The organism is Stygiolobus azoricus (genome assembly GCF_009729035.1).
GTDB classification, from domain to species: Archaea; Thermoproteota; Thermoprotei_A; order Sulfolobales; family Sulfolobaceae; genus Stygiolobus; species Stygiolobus azoricus.
The window spans coordinates 1,527,450-1,547,636 of sequence record NZ_CP045483.1; the positions used below are offsets into that span (position 1 = coordinate 1,527,450).

A 20,187-nucleotide genomic window follows, 5' to 3' on the forward strand; every position below is an offset into this window, starting at 1 on the left:
ATTTAAAGATTGGACGAACTCCTTTAAAGCTGATGATTACTGAGGGATATTTCCTCGTTTATAACAACGTTATTTGGGCTGTTAAAGGCTGTTTTCACCCTGATGGTTATGCAGTAGCTATTCCTCGAGTGTATAAGGGCAAAAAAATCAAGAGGTTAAACGATGCATTACTTCTCGTTAAGCAAAGATTTCCGCAACTCTTAAAATACCTATATGAGATCGGTTTCGAAGTCCCACTAATTCCCTTGGAAGAAAGTATCATCCTAGATCCTTTCGATCCAAAGAGAGAAAGACCCGAAATCGTTAAAAGATTTCTTAGTTATTTCGATGGGACAGTAGGAATAACTGGTAGTTTACTCTATGCTGATAAGTATAATGATATCGATTTTCTCTCGTTCAACCCGGCCCATTATTACACTCTAATGGAACTAAGAAGGAAAGGTATTACGAACCCACTGAATACTTCAAATGAAGAGGAAGTTGAAGTGCTTAGTAAAGAGGATTTTGAAACCCTAAAAAGAGATAGAGTACTTGAGGGAATATTTAATGGCACACCTTACACTTTCAAGATTGTAGAATGTATAGACTTTGGAGTGGTAATAGGAAAGAAAGAATTCAAGGGAATAGTAACGATCACTAAGGCAAAAAAATCTTATACTCTCCCTGTCATTTATGAAACAGCACAAGGTCTAACTCTGACCTCTTTTAGGACTAGATTTACCGAAATTAAGGAAGGTACAAGACTATATGTAGACGGAATATTACTCGAAAGAAATAAATTCCTCGACCTTGACTTAGACTTAGCCAAGGAGGTTAGAATTATATGACTCATGCTCACGAAAAACACAGAGAACATGCCCCTAAACAGATAAACTTTTACATAATAACGGTAAGCACATCAAGATACGAGAAACTGTCTAAAAAAGAACCCGTTGTTGATGAGTCTGGTGATATCATAAAACAGTTAGTTATTGAAGCTGGCTACACAGTTGTAGGCTACTCCTTGGTCCCTGACGACAAGGTTAAGATACTTAGAGCATTTGCGGAAGCGTTAGACGATCCAAGAGTTGACGTAATAATCTCTACTGGAGGGACTGGGTATGCACCTTCAGACCAGACTGTAGAGACAATAAGACCTCTTTTTGATAGAGAGATCGAAGGTTTCTCTGACGTATTTAGAAATATCAGTTATGGTGACCCTAAGGTGAGGGCTGCAGCGTATTTAACTAAAGCTAGCGCAGGGATAATTGGAAAAAAAGTCATCTACTTATTGCCAGGGTCTCCGGATGCTGTTAGGTTAGCAACAAAAGAATTAATTTTGCCAGAAGTAGGGCATTTACTTTATTTGGTCAGAGGCTAAAATTTTATTTACCTCTTTAATAATAACTTCTTTATCCTTCTCATTTATTTCGGCAAATTTGTCCATAAAGAAGTAAAGGGCCAGTAACTCTTCTTTGGTTAATCGACTGAGCTGAGTTGAAATTATCTTGTCAGCAACTTTTTTGAAAAGCTCCTCAGCTATATCCTCGTACCACTTTGCGTCATCCATTAACAAATCACCGCCCTCTGCTCCTTGGTGGAGTTTTGATATTGTATTCTTTAACGCCTCTAAGTTTAGAGCGGGAAAGACTGTATCTAATGGAGTCTTTATATTAAGTTTCCTAGCAGTTATTGGACATAACGTATATTTTGCTGGTAACTTACTTTCGACAGTTTTACCAGATATTTCCTCTAAGAAAGCAAGACTGCATTTGTTTAATTCTTTCTTTTCTGTCTTTATTCCAAGCATACATGGGATATGAAGATCTTTTCCTTCTATATCTGTATCCGGTAATATCAATTCTTCAACGAAGATAATATCGATTATTTTAAACCTCTTTATAGGTTGTAAATAGTGGTATTCTTCTGGAGTTATAGTCAATATTTCGTTTACTCCCTCTAATTTCTTAGATATATTCTCCCAATCAACCTTATCCAGCAACAAGTCTAAGACGTTAATATCCAGTTTTATTAGACCAACTTTTTTCCCCTTAGAGTGAAGATAAAGCAAAGCCCTGATTGCTCTATCTTCAAAGCCCTTACTTATAGGAGTAAGTACTATTACTGAAGTAGCAGGTAGCTCCCTCACTTCTGGTAATGAAGAGTCTATTTTATTATACCTCGCATACTTCCTTAAGTCAGAAATTATATCAAGCTTAGAAGGGCATACATCTACACACTTTCCACACATATGGCAGTTTATTAAACCTTCCGCAAATCCTAATGGTTGTAGCACGTAAAACCCTAATGGAGTATAAAGTGGGGAGCTCATCATTTCCCCGTAAGGACATACATCAACACATCTGCCGCAAAGTACACACCCGTTTAAATTGTTCTGCGCATCTGAGTCAGAATAAGATGTTAATTGGATTGTGTCAATGAATTTTAATGGAGTATTGGAGTAAATGGCAAAATAGACTTTTGTTCCCCTGAACCGAAGTATTGTTCTTTCGCTTAATTTCAAGTTTTCCTTCATCTGAAAAATACCGTCAAGGTCAGTAGTACCGTAATATCTATACTTGTGTCTCGGAGATAAATCTTCATACATCGGATCTACTTTCTGTAAATCAGAGATATACTTTAGCAAAAGTTGCTCTCTAGTGGACGGATAAGCGACGATTAACTTAGCTACTCCCCCTTGAATGTTAATTGCGATATCTCTAAACGCCGGAAAACCGTAGGAAAACCAATTCTTTAATTTGTACAATATTGCGTCTATGTCATCTGTAGTATAACCTTTGTAAACTAATTGTCGTTGCTCTTTCTTAATGTATACAGCGTATATTATACCTCCATTATATTTCCCTGTGTATTTAATTCCGTTAAGATACCCTTCTACCTCTACACGATCTTTAATCAGTCCGAATTCATTAAATCCGAACCCCGCATCACCAAAGAATACACTACCACCTACTGAGAAATCAAGATTACCGAATAATTCAGGGCTATATTTAATTACATCCCTCCAAGGAGTACCAGCTAATACTTTTAGCCTATCACCTAAATCCTCAACACCCTTCAACTCAGTCATATCTAATATTTCATTACCCTCTATACCTCTAGAAAACTCGTATCTAGGGACACCCCTTAATTTAGATAAATCAGAATAAGAATCAACTCTTATAATCTTTGGTAAAGATGAACTTCTTCTTGTTAATGATAACTGTGAATATAGTAAAGGCTCATCCATCAACGTATATATGTCATGGATGTATAAATTTTTTCTTTTTAGAATTGAATATGTTAAATCATATTTATTCTGATATTAAGTATACAACGAGAACTTTAATTTACTAATAAAAATCTAGATGATGATTACAATTCTAGCTTAAAATCGTTAACGAACGTAACAACAATGAAAGATATTTTTAATACTTTGGAGCAAACATGTTGTTGAATGTTAATGTAAATAAAGTTTTTATTAACTTACCAATACCTATTCTAAAGGGTATATGGCTACAAGTACATATAAGGTTATTCACCCTGATGCTAGAGTTGCAGATTTGTTAGGTTTGCTTACTACTTTACATAATACCTTTAATGATAAAGTGGATATATACATACTTGAGAAAGAGTTAGAAGTAGATATGGACGAACTAATGCCGATCCTTTATGCAGCAAATACGATGGGCTTTATAAATTTAGCTGAAGGTGATGTAATAATTACAGATAAAGGGCTGGATTTTCTTAAGGCAAATCTCAAAAAGAGAAAAGAGTTGCTGAGAGATTCAATAGATAGGCTCGAGCCTTTTTCAACGGCTAAGGAACTTAAATCTTTCACCGTAAAAGAGTTGCTAGAAAAACTTGAGGAAAAAGGGATCACAATTTATAGCAGCCCTACGGGCTACAACGATTTAGAGATCATTTTAGTTGAGTGGGGTATATACTCAGGATTTCTAGCTAGAGAAGGAGATCGCTACATAGTTAAAGTATAAATTACATTACGATTTTTCGTAATCCAAGAAGGGTTTAAAGATTTTTTAACAAACACACTAAACATGGAAGAGCCGGTAATACACTATACTAACGAGGCAGACACTTTTAGGACTAGAGTTTTCGGAATCCAAGATGGACTTATAGGTGTTGGTTCAATTGCTATAGGCGCTGCAGGTTATTCTCAAGACCCGTTACTAGTCCTTATTACGGGGTTAATTGCATCTATAGGACAAGCTTTTTCCATGGGTATAGGAGAATACATCTCTACGAGAGTCAGGATGCAAGTCATAGAAAATGAAATCAAAAAAGAGAGATTTGAAATTGAACACTATCCTGAAAAAGAGAAGGAGGAATTGAAGCAATTTTATATCCAAAAAGGTCTGCCAGAAGATGAAGCTGAAGAAATCTCAACTAGACTAATGAAAAACAAGAACATAGTACTACACGAAATGTTAATCCATGAGCTTAAACTGTTCCCAGAAGAATACGAGAGTCCAGTGAAATTAGGACTATTAATGTCTCTATATTTGATAATAGGCTCAATAATCCCACTATTCCCTTTTATTCTGTCACTATTCTTCAAGATTCCCTTCATCTATGACGTAGTCAGTTCAGTAGTGTTAATAACAATAACCTTGGGCATTTTCGGTTCTATGTCTTCAAAATATACTGGACTAAGTAAACATAGGGGAGCTTTCGAGCAGATAACAACGGGTATGTTAGCTATGGCGGGAAGCTACGTGGGAGGATTAATACTAGCTCACTTCTTACCTCTCACGAATCTCCCGCTGTAAGAAGTTTTGCTAGATTTCTAGGTATTTTGGCCGGTCTATTATCTTTTTGGAAAAGCTCTTTTCTCCTAGCCTCCAAGATCATAGGCTCCATTGACAAGTACTCTGCAGCAGTGATTACCCTACATCCTACTGACTTAGCTACTTCCTTCACAGGTTTAAGTATGTTTTCGTAGTTAAGATCACGCAAAACATGGTGATCGATAATAGCATATTGAAGACCGTTTTTAACTATATTTTCTAGATTCTTTATCTCAATGTCTAATTCTTCTTGTGATAATGCTCTACCTAATAAATAGCTTAATGGTCCATCTATAATTAGAAAGTTAGGCTTAACCTCATTGATAAATCTCACATGTCCTTCCTTTGGTGCACCCTCAATGTCAGAGGTGAAGAGAACTGTTCCGTCCTTATCATTAATTGCAACCTGAACCACATAGCCAAGTCTTTCATCAGCACCATGAGGAACCGCAGGAGAAAACTTTATCATCGTAGAGCCCAACCTTACTTCTTTCCCATCCGCACTCTCAATTACTTTAGGTCTATCTTTAACAGATTTTAGAAATCTAGGAGCTCTTTTGAACTTTTGGCTAGGGTTTATGTTATTCTGAGGGTCTTTGATAAATAGTACTTTTTTGTCGTAAATATCAATAGGAATTACGTAACCTGGATCATGATGGTCATAATGATAATGTGTAACAATGATTATATCAACATCTTTAGAAACCTCAAAGATTTTTCTAGCTAGCTCGCTTAGTCTGTCAACTTCTAATTGATGAGGGGGTAAATTATACCTCCTCGGAGCTAGTGAAACAGCAGGATCTACCAGAATTCTTACGTCTTTAGTCTCTATAAGTGTAGCCTGAGATCTCACCCCTAAGCTTTCAAAGGCTAGCGGTTTAACTTCCATAACTTTACTCTTCTCTCAAGGGTTAAAATCTCATTGTGTTTATGTCCAATATTGTTTCCCTTAAAGATCTTTTCATCTCTTGTATATCTCTGTACGCCATTCTGAGCCCGTAGTTCGTACGTCTTTCCATTAACTTACCTATTCCGTAAATTGTAAATCCAGAGATGGTAGTTATGTGAAAAGGATCATCAAGCCCGAAGGCGATAAATTTCCCTACAGCTTGGACTGTTCCTCCCTTTACTTCATAATCTCCTAATATCTCTTTAAACGTGTTTTTCATACTTATGATCTTTGTGGGGAAACGATTTAAAGGAGAACGCATCGTATCAAGGTATTTTAACGTAATAAGACCCATGTGTATTACCTTACAAAAGAATTTTAAACAAGATAAGACAGTGTTTAATTAATGCTAGATGATATCATTGCCATATTCAGTATCTTAGTCTCAGGCTGGAGTGTTTATAATTCACTTTTAGCTATGTATGGTTTCACATGGTCTCCTACGAAACTCACGAACTATTCTGGCAAGACATTTTCTATAATTATACCCGCTAAAAACGAGGAAAAAGTCTTACCGCGACTTCTAGATAGATTGATAAACCAAGAGTATGACAAGTCCAAATACGAAATAATAGTAGTTGAGGACGGTTCTACTGACAAAACATATGAAGTATGTAAACAATACGAAGAAACTTACACTAGAGATTTCATAAAATGTCTTAAGTTAGATCAGCCTAAAGTACCTAACGGGAAAAGTAGAGCTTTGAATTATGCATTAAAAATAGCCAATAATGAAATTATAGGAATTTTTGATGCAGACACAGTTCCGAAATTAGATGTCTTAAACCAAGCATCTTCTTGGTTTGATAATAACGAGGTAGTTGCTGTACAAGGGAAACTAATACCGATTAACGTAACGGAAAATATTGTGACAAGGTTTGCGAGCATTGAAGAACTCTTCCACGAATACTCTATTGCCGGTAGGGCACGCTTGGGCCTATTTGTGCCTCTTGAAGGGACTTGTACTTTCATAAGGAAAGAAACGCTGGAGAAAATAGGAGGATGGAATGAGTTCACCTTAACCGAGGACCTCGACTTAAGTATATCCTTAATCTCTCAAGGTTTCCAAATAAAATATGACCCTATGATAATAGCTTGGCGAGAAGTACCATCCAGCCTCAGATGGTTGGTCAAACAAAGGTTAAGATGGTATAGGGGACATTTCGAAGTAACGATAAGATTACCCCAAGGCAAAAAACTAGACCCTAGAATAATAGACGGATTCTTACTTATAGGTACGCCTTTATTCATGGTATTGAATTTAGTTAATTATTCATTAGTGTTAATCTACTCCACATCTCTGTTTGTTATAGCTGCATCCTTCGTTTCAGCAGCCTCGTTTATCTCATTCATAGCAACGGTCACTATTTCAAGAAAACATCTTATTGAGTTCTATTACTCAATATTATCACTCATTTACATGAATTTCGTTGTTCTCTTAAATTTAACAGCACTGTTTATGGAAATCGTCAGAGCACCTAAGGTCTGGATAAAGACGGAGAGGAGTGGAAAAATAACATCGGAGGTCTAGAGATGATAATAGATGAGTTAGTTAATTCAAAAATCAATGACACATTATCACATAAGCGTGAGGATAAAGTATTATACGTCACAGATCTAGTTAGATGTGCTCTTAAGATAAAATATGAAGAAAAATATAAGGAACTTTTCATAGCAGAGTCTATTAAACCGTCTACAATTCTCGGGGATTTAGTCCACGAAGGGCTGGAGAAATTCCTAGCTGAGAAATTTAATGCAAAGTTGGAAGTAGAAAGTGAGAAGCAAGTTACAGTAGCTCAAGACGTGTACAAAATAAAAGGTAGAGCAGACGCGATCATTGAGGGAGAAAAGAGAATAGTTATAGAGATTAAAACAGCTAGAGCTGATAAAGGCTTACCGTTAGAACATCATAAACAGCAGTTGAGGCTATACTTGTGGCTTTTCGACGCTAATGAAGGGATTTTAGTCTACATTACTCCGGATAGAGTAACGGAATATACTATCCGTAATAAGGCTGAAGATGACGAAGTAATGAGACTTGTAGAGGAGACAATCAAGTTGCTGAAAACCCCACGATATAACTGGGAATGCGGTTATTGCATCTTTAACGTAATATGCCCAGAGTCTAGGAAAAACAAGTAAAAACGTCTGTTATTATTTTATATTTTGATTGCCAGAGTCTTTACATAATATGGAAACCAGAAAAAGACCTACCGTAATGACTATAGCTGGAAGCGATTCTGGTGGAGGGGCTGGATTACAAGCGGATCTAAAAACCTTCACTTCTTTAGGAGTTTTCGGAACTACAATTGTTACTGGACTGACAGCTCAAAACACTCAAGGAGTTTATAAAGTCTTAGAAGTACCTCTAGATTTCATAGAAGCACAGTTCGACGTAGTAATGAAAGATCTCTCACCTCAATTTGCCAAGACGGGCATGTTAGCCAACTCGGCTATAGTCAAACTAGTGGAGAAAAAAGTCTTGGAGTATTCAATAAAACTAGTTTTAGACCCAGTGATGGTAGCCAAGAGCGGAGATCAACTTGTGACTGAGGACACCGTTGAGGCTTTGAAAAGCCTTATGAAACATTCCCTCATTACGACACCTAACAAGTTTGAAGCTGAGAAGCTCACGTCCCAGAAGATAAATAGTATAGAAGATTTGATGAAAGCTGCGAAAACAATCTATGAGGAGCACGGCGTGAACGTTGTTGTCAAAGGAGGGTCTACTTTAGGGGGAGTTGATGTCGCAATAATTAACGGAAACGTAATAACTCTAAGAGGGGATGAGATAAATACTACTAACACACATGGAAGTGGAGACGTGTTCTCAGCCGCAATTACAGCCTATCTGGCAAAAGGAGAGACCTTAGAGAATGCCTTGAGGCTAGCTAAAAATTATGTTAATGAAAGCATAAAGTTCTCTCTATCCCTCGGAAAAGGGCACGGTCCCGTAGATCCCTTCGCCCCTGTAGAAAGGATAGTAGAGAGAGAACAAGCAAGAAGTACTATCGAGAAAATATTATGGAGGATTGAAAAGGAACCAGAGTTACTCACTACCTTGTTAGATGAGGAGGATAAGTCGAATCTTGCAGTAGCAACAAGTTATGGAGATGTTGCGAGCCTTGCTGGAGGGATAATTAGATACCTTGACAAGCTAAAACTTGACGGACCAATATTAGTCAATATAAACAATAAAGTTACTGAAGTAGCTAGAAAATATAACAAAAAGATAGTATTATCCTTAACGGTTACAGATCGTCTATTGAAAAAAGCTGAAGAAGGAAAAATAATACCTACTACCAGTGGTAAGATCGGGGATGTTATAATTGAAGGCGGAAGAGCTTATCTGACAGCTTATAATTGCGAGGAATTAATAGGCAAATTAAGGGATTTGGTAAAATGATAACTGTCGTTGGAAGTTATAACGTGGACTTCATCTTAAAGGTAGATAAATTCCCTGAAGAAGGAGAGACTGTCTTCGCAAAAGATATTTATATAAGCCACGGCGGTAAGGGATCTAACCAAGCTGTCTCAGCATCAAGATTAGGAGCTAAAGTTAGATTAATTGCGGCTGTAGGTAACGATGAGTACGGTAGAAGGGCAATAAGCTTTTGGGAAGACGAGAAGATAGACGTGGGATATGTTAAAATAAAGAATGCACCTACCGGCTCGGCATATATTATTGTAAACGAGAACGGTCAGAATATGATAGTGGTAAACAGAGGAGCGAATATTTTTCTTTTACCTGAAGACTTAAACAGTGAATTAAAAGGTGAAGTGATGCTGACGCAGTTAGAAATAAGGGAAGACACTGTAAAAAAGGCTTTGAGAGAGTTTAACGGATTGAGAATTTTAAATCCAGCTCCTGCAACTCTTAACGATATTTCAATCTTGGACTATGTAGACATCCTCACTCCCAATGAAGTAGAATTTAAAGAGTTGAGTGGTGCTGACGATCTAGATTACGGTATCGAAGTGTTGTTAAAAAAAGTGAAAAAGGCTGTAATAATAACATTAGGAGAAAAAGGTGCACTAATAGGGATGAGGAATAAGAGAATAAGAGTGGAAACAATGAAGGTTAACGCTATTGACACAACTGGTGCTGGTGATGTATTTAACGCTACGTTGGCTGTGTATTTAGAAAAAGGTTATGAAATTGAGAGGGCAGTAAGAATAGCTAACATAATTGCAGCGTATTCGACCACTAAGATTGGAGCTTTAGGTCCTAGGTTAGAGGAGGTGAAAAGTTTAATTGAGGAAGAAGCTTAGAATCAAGAAAAATGAAGAAAAAGAAGAAGAAGGGCATAAGTGTATAGGTTTATGTTGTGATGATTTGGTAAGTATTGAAGAACGAGATGATGTGAAATGAAGATCATATTCTTAGGGACTGGTGCTGGAGCCACCTTCGGGAGTAGAAGAATGAAAGCGGGTATTTACGTAAAGGGAGAAAAAACTTCCGTAGTCTTAGATATGGGTACTGGGGCCAATTTTAAGTTAGAAGATATAGGATTACTGGACTTTTCGGCATTATTCATTACACATTTACACATCGATCACTTTAACGGAATTTTCGACCATTTAGTACAGAGAAAACTGAAGGGATTACAGACTTTGAGAATATATTCCCCTAAGGGTCTTACGGAAGTCCTTAACACGTATATAAAAAGTGGAAATAACATATACGCTGAAGTAATAGAATCTGATCTACCTTCGGCAGAAATTGGTGAACTACAAATTTACTCTGTAAAGGGATGTCATAGCATATATGATGTAGCGTATGTAATTTCTGATGGTAAGAAGAAAATACTTTACACTGGAGACACAGCTGAACCTTGTGAAGACATTCTTAAAGAGTCCGAAAAAGTAGACTTAGTAATCCACGAAAGCAGTTGTATAGATGACTGTTCGAAATGGGGACATACGTCTCTTAAACAACTCATGGAGCTTTTTCCGAGAAAGAAACTAATTCTTACTCACATCCCCGCTCAAATAGAAGATGAAATCAAAAATTTTGCTAAAGGATATAATATAGCTTTTGATGGTTTTATAATGGATGTGTAGATTACTGGCATTCGACGTAAAAGAGAAAGTCGAGTTAGAAGTGATTAAGGCCTTCGTAAATGCTGCTAAAAATGACATTTATTATAAATATATCTCACATTCTCACGGTTGGGGAATATCGGCGATAATCGAAATAAACGGTAAACACAAGTTAGTCTATTATAAATCTCCGGAACCAATATACGAGGATGAGTTCTTTTACAACGTGGTGAACTTACTAAAAGGTGATAGGGTTACCGGTATAATCCACGCTAGAAAGGCTGGGAAAGAATTCCTTATAGGGTTAAGGCATAATCACCCCTACCACATGAAAACTAAGACCCATGACCTTTACTTCGCTCATAACGGTTCAATAAACAGGAAGGCTTTCAGCCAGCCAGATTACCCTAGTACGGATAGCTATCTATTCTTTCTGGAGTTAGTAAAGGCCTTAGAGAGCTCTCAACAAGGGATAGAAAGAGCTTACAAACAAGTAATAGATAATTTAAGTAAGTTCTCTTCAAGCTTAAATTCGGCTCTCCTTACTTTTAACGAGATAGAGGGACCGGTAGTCTACTTCGCTCACTATTATAATAAGGAGAGGATTAAAGAGATGGAAGAATATTATAAAGTGTACAAGTACGGAAATTACGTCTTCTCTTCTACGGTAGGATATTATCTCAATAGAGACATCGAAAGTGTTGAATTGGGAAGTGTAATCAGATTGTTAAATGATTAAAGAATTTAAATAAACTAGATGAGAAATTTATTTTATGCCAAAAGAGGAGATAGTTGAAGCTAAAATTTTAGACTATGGTAAGCTAAAAACAATATATAGCTCAATCCAATTCGCCAGAGCTTATGCTAAAATAGTGAAAGACGGACCACCTCCTAGGGATATACCTAAAGAGCTGTACTATCAAGCTCTACAGTCTAACGAAATAAGATATGGACCGCTAAAGGTGATAAATAACGGAAATTTAATCAAGATAGCTGAAGTGAACGCTCTAGTTAAGTCCGATAGAGAAGGAATACCCCTCTACGCTATAGTGGATTTCACAGACGGAATCAAAGTATACCTTGCTTATGAAAAGCCAAAGACAGTCGTGGGTGTGGATATCGGTGTAAGACATTTATTTACTATCGTGGCAATCAGGGGGACGACAGCTTGGAAAGTAAGGTACTGGGGTAATGAAGTTATAATAAACGAAATGATTAAAATTTTAGGAGATCCACAAGGTTTACCAGAACTTAAAAACATGAGATCAAAAATAAAAGGAATCGTAGATGAGGTAGTAAAGTTTATAGATGAACTTGAGCCGAAAGTCGTGGCATTAGAAGACTTAAAACTATTTGAAGGTAAGGCAGGCCAAGCCCTAAGGGTAGTTGAGGAGATGTTGGAAGAAAAACTGTACAATGCTGGAATTAGGTATAGGAGGTTATCTCCGTTTAACACAAGCAAGATCTGCTCTAAGTGCGGATATAAGAAAGGAGAAATAATGGGACCTTTATTCGTATGTCCTTCCTGCGGATTTAAGTCCGAAAGAGATTATAACGCAGCCTATAATCTAGCTCTTCAGTGCTACTACCAATGCTAGATCTTCCAGTACTCCCTTAAGATCCTTTTTTCTGTAGAGAAGAATTCCACAAATTTACTTCTCGTTCTCTCAGCACTTTTAGTACCCGCATAGTCCTTTTTCTCACCCTCTAATCCCTCTACGAAAGCCTTTACGCCCCTCTTTAAACCAACGCTATACCCACCCTCTAATACGGCGTAAAACTTGTTTCCATATCCTAACAAACCTAGCGCATTATAAGTCCTTTCGGTAGCCCTGATACTAGCTAATCCGTCATCTTCGAAGGCGTCAAAACCGGCTGAAAATACTATGAGTGTCGGTTTAAAGTCGTCTAATATCGATTGGATTATAGGGAACAACTCCTCATATAAGTCGTCTCCGGCCAGTGGTGGCAAAAGTAGATTAACCTTAGTACCTTTAGCTTCTCCCCCACCTATCATATCAGGAAAACCAGTTCCCGGGTAAAGTGTATGAGGATCTTGATGAATATCTATGTGCACAACATCTGGATTATCCCAGAAGATTTCCTGTGTACCGTTGCCATAATGAACGTCAAAGTCTATGATGGCTACCCTTTTCAACTTAAATTTCAAGATGGGGTAAGCCACATTGTTAAAGATACAAAAACCTAAGGTAGGTGCACCAAAAGCTCTACCTGACTTACCTGCGTGATGACCCGGAGGGCGAACTAAAGCAAAACCCTTATTTTTATATGCTGTTAACGCTCCTCCTAAGGCTAACAATGCAGAATTCCACGTGTGTTCGTTAGTATATGTATCGGCGTCTAACCATTCCCCTCTCTTAGAAGATAATTTTACTAGATTTACGTAGTTCTCGTCATGAACAACTTTAGGCTCGTCCTCACCTACTTGCTCTGGAGAGATGATAGGATTCTCTTTCAGGACTGACAACACAGTCTTTAATCTTTCGGGATTCTCAGCGTGACTAGAGGGAGGTTGATGAAAAAGATATGTCTCGGAATAAACTAGCGGTATTTTCATTTACTTTAATACTTTCTCCTTGAGAATAAAAGTGTATGAATAGAGTGGCAAAAGTAAAGGAGTTAATGGTTAAAAACAACGTTGACTACATGTTGCTAGGTCCCGGAAGTAATATGTTCTATTTAAGTGGGTTCTCAGAAGAACAGATGGAAAGGCCTTTATTTCTTATCATTAGTCAATGGGACACTTACTTTTTAGCTCCGAAAATTTACGAGGAACAACTTGAAAAACTGAACTTTAACGTGGTTTCTTATAACGATGGAGAAAACCCCTATAAAAAGCTGAATATAGAGAAAGGTAAAAGTATAGCTATCGACGACACGCTATGGTCTGCCTTCACCATAGACATTTTAGATTCGTTTTCTCCTTCTCGCCTAATAAAGGCTAGTAGTATAATGAGAGAGGTAAGAATGATTAAAGATGATGAGGAGATCGCGATTATGAAAGAGGGGCTTAAGATCGCCGAAAAGTCCTTCCTTGAGACATTAGAAATAGTAAAAGAAGGGATGACTGAAAGAGAAATATCTACGTATTTAGTGCACAGGTTTATCGAAAACGGGGCTGACGGATATTCGTTCGAACCTATCATAACTTCTGGAAGTAATACATCGATGCCACACCTCCGCTCTACCAGTAAGAAAGTTAGAAACGGTGAGGTTATAATATTCGACTTTGGCGTGAAATACAAAGGATACTCGACAGATACTACGAGAGTCGCCTTTTTAGGAACTCCTACCGATGAAGTAAAGAAGATTTATGAGGTAGTCAAGGAAGCTCAAACGAAAGCTGAAGAATCCACAAGAGAAGGTATAAAAGCTTGCGAAGTTGACAAGATTGCTAGAGGAATAATATCTTACTACGGATATGGAGACAAATTTATTCATAGAACTGGCCACGGCATAGGAATAGATGTTCATGAAGAACCTTATATATCTCCCGACAACAAGAGAAACTTACAAAATAACATGACGTTCACTATCGAGCCTGGGATATATCTACCTGGAAAGTTCGGCATAAGGATTGAAGATATGGTTTACATTAAAAACGGAAAGTCTGTAATCATGAATGAGCTCGAGAAAGAGATATTTAGGATCTAAGAGTTTAACCATGCTTTTTTAAGTCTCTTTACACCTTCAACTATTTGTTCCTCTGTAGCTACGGATATGCTTAACCTAGCCATGGTCTCACCACCTCTTAAGAAGAAAGGCTTTGCGGGAACGAAGCTGAGCCCTAATTTGACCGCTTCTAAAAACACTTTCCATGAGTCCTTCTTTAAGTCTAACAGTAAAAAGAACCCGCATTTTGGAGGGTTAAAGTCCTTAAAACCTTCGTCTTGAAGTGAATCTGCAAGTATACTCATTTTCTTTCTGTAATGCTCCGATAACGACTTCATCCTACTTGTCACAATACCTTTTCTTATAAGCCTATCTACAACGTATTGATTTATTGTAGAAGTTGAGAAGTCCATTTGCTCCAGTAAAGCAAGTTTTTGTGATATATCCTCTCTAGCTATAACAAACCCTATCCTTAATCCAGGGGCTATTATTTTACTGAAAGAGCTGATGTAAATAACTCTACCTTCCTTATCGAAATACTTGATAGGTTTTGGAGTACTTCCAGCTATGGGCTTATAAGGATCATCCTCAAGGATATAAAAATCGTATTTACTTGCCAGCTCCACTAACTTTTTCCTTCTCTCCTCACATAAGTTAACTCCTGCTGGATTATGACAATTTGGTATAACATAAAGGAGCTTTATCTTCACTATCTTCAATAACATCTCGAGTTCATCGACATTAATTCCGTTTGAGTCTAAAGAAATGGGAACTATTACATTACTTCTCAGCTTAAGAGGAGTAAAGGTTTCGACAAAAGTAGGGTTTTCCACAGCTATTGTATCATTTTCGAGGAAGTACTTAGCTAATAACTCCATAGCATGTTGAGCTCCGCTCGTAACTACTATTTCGCTTTCTTTAGCTGATAAGTCGAGAGACGGTAATACGATATTTTTTATTTCCTTTATTAACTCCTCTTGACCACCAGCACCAGGATAAAAGAGAACTTTACTTCCGTATTCATCAATTACTTGTTCATAAGCTTCCTTTATTTCCTTCAGAGGCATAACTCTTGGATCTGGCGTCCCACTAGCTAAGTTTATCTCAACCTTCTTAGCTGTTTGTGAACCTAATTCTACTGGAGACAATTCTATTTCTTTTCCGATTCTGGAGACCATCTACCCTTCACCACTATCTCTGTACCTAAGCCTATTTTCTTAGCTTTTTCATATAATATTTTCATAACCACTACATCTTCCAGCCCTATCCCTAAGGATTTAAAAACTGTTATTTCGTCCTCGCTTTTCCTCTTTATTTGCCCATCTATAACGGAAGAAATCGGTACAACTTTGTTCCAGTCTAACATCTTCATTTTATCTGCTAAAATTAAGTCTCCCGCCTCTTCCTTAGCTTGTTGTAGATCTTCAACAACTATCAAAGATGCTACTTTGAGGACTTCTGGAAACAATTCCACCCTTTCTGGTAAATTAGAACCCATTGCGTTAACGTGAACACCTTTCTCTAGAAATTCGGATTTGAGAAAAGGATCCTTTGAATTAGTCACTGTGACTATTACTTCTGCATCCTTACACGCATCTTTGTAATCCTTGGCTTTTATCACGTTAAAGCCGTCCTTAAGTAACTGTTCCACTTCTAACTCTAGCTTCTCTCTGCTAAACACTTTAATAGTAACACCTTTCTTCAGTTCGTGAAATGCTCTAACTTGGAATTGACCTTGCCTCCCGAGACCTATGACCGTAATGTGAGAATAACTTGGTTTTGCTAAATAGTCAGCTGCAATTACTGAAATAACTCCCGTTCTAATTCTGGTCAGAAGATCTGCCTCGGTTATTAACAATAACTCCCCGTTCTCATCAAAGAGCATAGAAATGAAAGAACCTTTGAGAAATACCTTAAAGCCTAAATAACTGTCTATACCACCCGCTTGATAAGTCAGTACACTACCATGATACGATGTTCTCACCCTTTTCGTATTAGCGGCGAGACCAGAATTCAATTGTTTAAAAGCTCTGACTAGTGAATCATAAACTTCCCTATAGTTTAACACCTTTTCAACGTCATTCTCTCGGAGCAGTAATGCCATTTAGTCCCTATTATCTTATGCCTTTCTGCTTAAAAGTAAAACTAATATAATTTTTCAATCATGGAATTAACCCCGAGGTTACAAGATATTATATCAATTTTAAAAGAAAGGGGAACTGTAAACCTAAAAGATCTAGCCTTAGAACTTAAAATATCTCCAAAGACGGCTAAGGGTTACGCAAGGGAATTGTATCGGCTTGGTTTTGTAGAAATGGATGAAAATGATAACCTAAAGCTGAAGAATGAGAACCCTGATAGCGTAGAACATCTAAAGAAGACTGTCGAGATCCATGGTAACGAAATAGCTTTACTCAAGAAAGAAATTGAACAACTAAAAGAGGAAATAACGAGACTTAAAAAAGCCCCTAAGAAGTAAGCCCTAAGGATAGTTTCATGACATAAGAAAGCCATCTTAACATTTTTCCGTTATCAAGCTTACTATTCCCTTTTTCTCTGTCTCGGAATACTATTGGAACCTCGACAATACGTAAATTATTCCTCAATACTTTGTATATAGCACAAATTTGAAACTCATAACCACCGGCGTTCTGGCAAGATGAAACGACTTCAACAGCTTTAGCACTATAGACTCTATAACCCGAAGTGTTATCGTGAACGGAAGAACGAAGAAGTATTCTAGTGATCAAATTAGCCCCTTTACTTATGATTTTTCTTTTCAGAGGCCAGTTTTCGATCTTTCCGCCTTGTATGTACCTAGAGCCTATAACTAGATCAGCGTTCAAACTGACGTTAAACATTGAAGGTAAGAATGAGGGATCGTGACTGAGGTCTGCGTCCATAGTAGCGATATGTGACATCCCCATCTCAACAGCCTTTCTTAACCCGAACCTCAAGGCACTTCCTAGGCCTCTCTCGTTCGTTCTTACAAACACTACTGCACCCATCTGCTTGGCTATTTCTGCCGTATTATCCTCACTATTATCATCAACCACAATTACTACTACATCCTTTACCCTCTCCCTGATTTCCCTTATCAGCACCTTAATGTTGTCAGCTTCATTATACGTTGGAACTACTACTCCGTACATTGCACATATCCCATATTTTATCACTTACATAATGTAAATTTATTCCAAACTTTCCTTTCCTTTCAGCCATAGCTTTCTCCTTTGACATTACCACTTTTATTATGGATACAGGTAAACCGGTTTTCGTCTTTACCAAGACTATATCCCCCTCTTTACATTCACAATCGTAACTTACAATTCCAGGGGCAAACAAGTCAGCACCTTTAACCACGTGCTTCACCGCTCCTTCGTCAATAGTCACAGAAGGCATATTCAACTTAAACTTCTGTATCAAACATATTGTAGGAATGAGTTCTTCTGAGAAGAAAGCTAGTAAACCATCTATGAAATAGTATACTTCCTTTTTTTCCTTACCTATTTCCACTATACCGTTCAATTCCCAACCATACTTTTCTTTGACCCTAGATAAAAACTCCCTCTTATCCTTTTCAGACAACAAATGCTTCTGCAAGACTTACTTCACCAAGTCCTCAAATTTTACGGGCATTTTGTATATATGCTTGCCTACACATTGCTCAATTGCATTAATAATTGCTGGAGTTGCAGCTACCGCTCCAGCCTCGCCTATTCCTTTACTACCAGTTGGATGTGGAGACTTACCGAAGGTAATATAATGCCATTCAATCTCAGGGGCCTCCACGGCTGTAGGTAAAGGATAATCTGTAAAGTTAGAGTTTATCAGACCCCCGTTATCGTTAAACACAACCCCTTCAAGTATAGCCTGAGAAATCCCTTGCAATATACCACCAATAGCCTGACCCTCTGCTAGCAAGGGATTTATTACCACACCTACATCATCAATAGCTATATACTTCGTTACCTTTACCTTACCCGTCTCGTCAACGGTTACCTTAGCTAAATGAACACCATAAGGCGTTGTAGGTGGTGTGTTAACTTTATATACAGCAGTAAAGTCGAGACTTTCACCCATTGAATATGCGTTCTGGACTATCTCATCAAATTTAACCTCTCTACCGTCTTTCTTATGTCTAACTTTCCCTTCAGTGTATTCTACCTCTTCTACATCCGCGTTGAGAAGTTTAGCCCCTATTTCGATTAGTTTAGCCTTCAATTTTTCACTAGCTAAAATAACCGCCGAACCGCCAATTGTCACCGTTCTACTTCCCCAAGTACCTATTCCGTCTTCAATAATCTCTGTATCACCCCATCTTATCTCTATTTTTTCCATAGGTAACTGAAGGACATCTGCAGCAATCTGAACAAACGCGGTAGGATCTCCTTGACCATGAGGACCGGTTCCAGTTACAAGAGTTACTTTGCCATCACTTTTGACATATATTCTTGCTACTTCCCAAGGACCGAAAGCCGTGATTTCCACATATGTAGAAACACCTACACACCCATTGCCCTCATTCTTCAACTTTTCGTAATAACTCTTTCCGATCTCAAGAAGTTTCTTAACATCACCACTATCGTAAGTAATGCCGAAAATGTTTTTGTAAGGCAAAGAATCTATTACGTTCTTTAACCTGATTTCGTATTGGTCTATTCCGAGTTCGTTTGCAACTATATTCACTATTCTCTCTATAAAGTACGTACCTTCAGGTCTACCTGCACCGCGGTAAGACTGAGTGGGAGTTATGTTTGTGTGAACCGCGTAAGCGTCAATCTCGGCTCCGATCAGTTTATATAAGCCCGGAAGCATTCTAACTGAGCTCTTTACATTACCTAACTCATCGTCGTTCGCGTCATAATAAGGTGCACCTAGATTTCCTACTAGTCTTCCCTTTATACCTAATATTGTCCCATCCTTCTTAACGGCAACTTGGAAATCAAGGAACTTGTCTCTCCCATGACCTGCAGATATCATTTCCTCAGTCCTTGTAGGGATCCATTTTAAGGGTTTTCTAGTAATGATCGCTAACTTAGCTAAAGCATATTCTTCTGGATGAGCAATGATCTTACTTCCGAAAGCACCTCCAACGTCAGGTTGGATAACTCTGATGTTCTCCATTCCTAAGAAGCTTACTAAATTACGCCTCAAGTAATGAGCAGATTGTGTAGAAGAGTAGAAAGTTAACTTGGTGCCGTCATAATACGCCACAGCACCCCTTGTTTCTAAAGGAGAAGCGATGACCCTTTGATTGTAAAGTCTTCCAGATATTACCTTGTCAGCCTCCCTAAAAGCTTTCTCAACATCTCCACCTTTCCATGTGTGTTTATAAGCAATGTTACTCTCTAGCTTAGAGTACACTTTTACATGATCCTTTAAAGCCTCTTCTGGATCTAAGACGTGTTGAAGAGGCTCATAATCAACTTCAATACTCTCCAACATGTCATATGCCTCATATCTGTCCTTAGCAATTACTGCCGCAATAGGCTGACCCACGTAAGTAACCTCTTGTGAAGCTATAGGAAAGTCCTTTCCAGGGTTTATGTCCTCACCAGTATACACACCTTGAGTTTTCCTAACCCTTATCCTAGCATGAGGAGCTGTGCTCCTAAGAAAGGCAACAAATAACATCCCCGGAAATTCGATATCATCTACATAAACTCCTTTACCCGTAATTAACCTTACGTCTTCAACTCTCTTTATTGGTTTACCAACGTACATATCATATTTTTAAATATCAGTAAATTAAAAACTCTAGCATTAAAGTAA

At 37.8% G+C, this 20,187-nt stretch carries 22 protein-coding genes; 13 read left to right on the forward strand and 9 right to left on the reverse strand.

Annotated features, from left to right (window positions below; genetic code table 11):
• The first annotated feature begins 32 nt into the window (after positions 1-32).
• A complete protein-coding gene (locus tag D1868_RS08405; RefSeq protein WP_156007375.1) occupies positions 33-827 on the forward strand; it encodes a hypothetical protein in 795 nt (264 codons plus the stop codon).
• Positions 824-1,360, forward strand: a complete 537-nt coding sequence (locus D1868_RS08410; RefSeq protein WP_156007377.1) for a MogA/MoaB family molybdenum cofactor biosynthesis protein — start codon at positions 824-826, stop codon at positions 1,358-1,360. The genes D1868_RS08405 and D1868_RS08410 overlap by 4 nt, the downstream gene beginning before the upstream one ends.
• Here the strand turns inward: D1868_RS08410 and D1868_RS08415 are convergent.
• Positions 1,337-3,229 (reverse strand): 4Fe-4S dicluster domain-containing protein, encoded by a 1,893-nt coding sequence (locus D1868_RS08415; protein WP_156007379.1) that lies wholly within the window; start codon positions 3,227-3,229, stop codon positions 1,337-1,339. The genes D1868_RS08410 and D1868_RS08415 overlap by 24 nt on opposite strands.
• A gap of 262 nt (positions 3,230-3,491) precedes the next feature.
• On the opposite strand from D1868_RS08415, the gene D1868_RS08420 reads away from it, so the two are divergent.
• A complete protein-coding gene (locus tag D1868_RS08420) occupies positions 3,492-3,974 on the forward strand; it encodes an AAA-associated domain-containing protein (protein WP_156007381.1) in 483 nt (160 codons plus the stop codon).
• Positions 3,975-4,037: 63 nt separating this feature from the next.
• Positions 4,038-4,769 carry a VIT1/CCC1 transporter family protein gene (locus D1868_RS08425; protein WP_156007383.1) on the forward strand — a complete coding sequence of 244 codons (732 nt, stop codon included), beginning with the start codon at positions 4,038-4,040 and terminating at the stop codon, positions 4,767-4,769.
• On the opposite strand, the gene D1868_RS08430 is transcribed toward D1868_RS08425, so the two are convergent.
• Together D1868_RS08430 and D1868_RS08435 are read right to left on the reverse strand one after the other, a co-directional pair.
• Complete coding sequence (locus D1868_RS08430) at positions 4,750-5,676, reverse strand: MBL fold metallo-hydrolase (protein WP_156007385.1); 927 nt, start codon at positions 5,674-5,676, stop codon at positions 4,750-4,752. The two genes, D1868_RS08425 and D1868_RS08430, sit on opposite strands and share 20 nt — an antisense overlap.
• 22 nt (positions 5,677-5,698) lie before the next feature.
• The gene (locus D1868_RS08435) at positions 5,699-5,956 is read right to left on the reverse strand and encodes a hypothetical protein (protein WP_156007387.1); all 258 of its coding nucleotides are present in this window, start codon (positions 5,954-5,956) and stop codon (positions 5,699-5,701) included.
• Positions 5,957-6,082: 126 nt separating this feature from the next.
• Here D1868_RS08435 and D1868_RS08440 point away from each other — a divergent pair, with 126 nt between their 5' ends.
• The 7 genes from D1868_RS08440 (at position 6,083) to D1868_RS08470 (ending at position 12,377) form a co-directional block, all read left to right on the forward strand.
• On the forward strand, positions 6,083-7,267 hold the full coding sequence (locus D1868_RS08440; protein WP_156007389.1) for a glycosyltransferase family 2 protein: 1,185 nt from the start codon (positions 6,083-6,085) through the stop codon (positions 7,265-7,267).
• A 2-nt stretch (positions 7,268-7,269) separates the two neighbouring features.
• Positions 7,270-7,878 (forward strand): CRISPR-associated protein Cas4, encoded by a 609-nt coding sequence (gene cas4 / locus D1868_RS08445; RefSeq protein WP_156007391.1) that lies wholly within the window; start codon positions 7,270-7,272, stop codon positions 7,876-7,878.
• Positions 7,879-7,927: 49 nt separating this feature from the next.
• Positions 7,928-9,142, forward strand: a complete 1,215-nt coding sequence (thiD, locus tag D1868_RS08450) for a bifunctional hydroxymethylpyrimidine kinase/phosphomethylpyrimidine kinase (protein ID WP_231112351.1) — start codon at positions 7,928-7,930, stop codon at positions 9,140-9,142.
• On the forward strand, positions 9,139-10,008 hold the full coding sequence (locus tag D1868_RS08455) for a ribokinase (RefSeq protein WP_156007393.1): 870 nt from the start codon (positions 9,139-9,141) through the stop codon (positions 10,006-10,008). Before thiD ends, D1868_RS08455 begins: the two co-directional genes overlap by 4 nt.
• A gap of 96 nt (positions 10,009-10,104) precedes the next feature.
• Entirely contained in the window at positions 10,105-10,800 is a 696-nt protein-coding gene (locus D1868_RS08460) for an MBL fold metallo-hydrolase (RefSeq protein WP_156007395.1), read from the forward strand.
• The gene (locus tag D1868_RS08465) at positions 10,793-11,518 is read left to right on the forward strand and encodes a class II glutamine amidotransferase (RefSeq protein ID WP_156007397.1); all 726 of its coding nucleotides are present in this window, start codon (positions 10,793-10,795) and stop codon (positions 11,516-11,518) included. Before D1868_RS08460 ends, D1868_RS08465 begins: the two co-directional genes overlap by 8 nt.
• Positions 11,519-11,552: 34 nt before the next feature.
• Complete coding sequence (locus D1868_RS08470) at positions 11,553-12,377, forward strand: zinc ribbon domain-containing protein (RefSeq protein WP_156007399.1); 825 nt, start codon at positions 11,553-11,555, stop codon at positions 12,375-12,377.
• On the opposite strand, the gene D1868_RS08475 is transcribed toward D1868_RS08470, so the two are convergent.
• Positions 12,374-13,357, reverse strand: a complete 984-nt coding sequence (locus tag D1868_RS08475; RefSeq protein WP_156007401.1) for a histone deacetylase family protein — start codon at positions 13,355-13,357, stop codon at positions 12,374-12,376. The two genes, D1868_RS08470 and D1868_RS08475, sit on opposite strands and share 4 nt — an antisense overlap.
• A gap of 35 nt (positions 13,358-13,392) precedes the next feature.
• Between D1868_RS08475 and D1868_RS08480 the strand changes: the two genes are divergently transcribed.
• Complete coding sequence (locus tag D1868_RS08480) at positions 13,393-14,454, forward strand: M24 family metallopeptidase (protein WP_156007403.1); 1,062 nt, start codon at positions 13,393-13,395, stop codon at positions 14,452-14,454.
• Here the strand turns inward: D1868_RS08480 and D1868_RS08485 are convergent.
• Both D1868_RS08485 and D1868_RS08490 read right to left on the reverse strand, forming a co-directional pair.
• Positions 14,451-15,590: an aminotransferase-like domain-containing protein gene (locus tag D1868_RS08485; RefSeq protein ID WP_156007405.1), complete on the reverse strand. Its 1,140-nt coding sequence runs from the start codon at positions 15,588-15,590 to the stop codon at positions 14,451-14,453. The genes D1868_RS08480 and D1868_RS08485 overlap by 4 nt on opposite strands.
• Complete coding sequence (locus D1868_RS08490; RefSeq protein ID WP_156007407.1) at positions 15,563-16,516, reverse strand: ornithine cyclodeaminase family protein; 954 nt, start codon at positions 16,514-16,516, stop codon at positions 15,563-15,565. The genes D1868_RS08485 and D1868_RS08490 overlap by 28 nt, the downstream gene beginning before the upstream one ends.
• A gap of 60 nt (positions 16,517-16,576) precedes the next feature.
• On the opposite strand from D1868_RS08490, the gene D1868_RS08495 reads away from it, so the two are divergent.
• Positions 16,577-16,891, forward strand: a complete 315-nt coding sequence (locus D1868_RS08495; RefSeq protein ID WP_156007409.1) for a Sul12a family chromatin-organizing protein — start codon at positions 16,577-16,579, stop codon at positions 16,889-16,891.
• Here D1868_RS08495 and D1868_RS08500 read toward each other — a convergent pair.
• From D1868_RS08500 to cutA, 3 genes are read right to left on the reverse strand one after another with little or no spacing between them, the layout of a single operon-like run.
• The gene (locus D1868_RS08500; protein ID WP_156007411.1) at positions 16,881-17,564 is read right to left on the reverse strand and encodes a polyprenol monophosphomannose synthase; all 684 of its coding nucleotides are present in this window, start codon (positions 17,562-17,564) and stop codon (positions 16,881-16,883) included. The genes D1868_RS08495 and D1868_RS08500 overlap by 11 nt on opposite strands.
• On the reverse strand, positions 17,536-18,015 hold the full coding sequence (locus tag D1868_RS08505; protein ID WP_156007413.1) for an RNA-binding protein: 480 nt from the start codon (positions 18,013-18,015) through the stop codon (positions 17,536-17,538). Before D1868_RS08505 ends, D1868_RS08500 begins: the two co-directional genes overlap by 29 nt.
• Positions 18,016-18,018: 3 nt before the next feature.
• Complete coding sequence (gene cutA, locus D1868_RS08510) at positions 18,019-20,139, reverse strand: glyceraldehyde dehydrogenase subunit alpha (RefSeq protein ID WP_156007415.1); 2,121 nt, start codon at positions 20,137-20,139, stop codon at positions 18,019-18,021.
• Positions 20,140-20,187 lie beyond the last annotated feature (48 nt).